The sequence below is a fragment of the Cupriavidus sp. SIMBA_020 genome (genome assembly GCF_046535395.1).
Classification (GTDB): Bacteria; Pseudomonadota; Gammaproteobacteria; order Burkholderiales; family Burkholderiaceae; genus Cupriavidus; species Cupriavidus campinensis.
On the sequence record NZ_JAWRWU010000046.1, the window covers coordinates 1 to 552 of the forward strand.

The following is a 552-nucleotide window of genomic DNA, read 5'->3' on the forward strand; positions in this document are numbered from 1 at the left end:
GTACGGCGGAACACGTGAAATTCCGTCGGAATCCGGGAGGACCATCTCCCAAGGCTAAATACGCCCTAGTGACCGATAGTGAACCAGTACCGTGAGGGAAAGGTGAAAAGCACCCCGGAAGGGGAGTGAAAGAGATCCTGAAACCGTGTGCCTACAAGTAGTCAGAGCCCGTTAACGGGTGATGGCGTGCCTTTTGTAGAATGAACCGGCGAGTTACGATCCCGTGCAAGGTTAAGCAGAAGATGCGGAGCCGCAGCGAAAGCGAGTCTGAATAGGGCGAATTGAGTACGTGGTCGTAGACCCGAAACCAGGTGATCTACCCATGTCCAGGGTGAAGTTCAGGTAACACTGAATGGAGGACCGAACCCACGCACGTTGAAAAGTGCGGGGATGAGGTGTGGGTAGGGGTGAAATGCCAATCGAACCTGGAGATAGCTGGTTCTCTCCGAAATAGCTTTAGGGCTAGCCTCAAGGTAAGAGTCTCGGAGGTAGAGCACTGATTGGACTAGGGGCCCCTACCGGGTTACCGAATTCAGTCAAACTCCGAATGCC

Annotated in this window: 1 rRNA gene; it reads left to right on the forward strand. The window is 53.8% G+C overall.

Annotated features, from left to right (window positions below):
• A 23S ribosomal RNA gene (locus SB751_RS28060) occupies positions 1–552 on the forward strand; the annotation flags it as partial.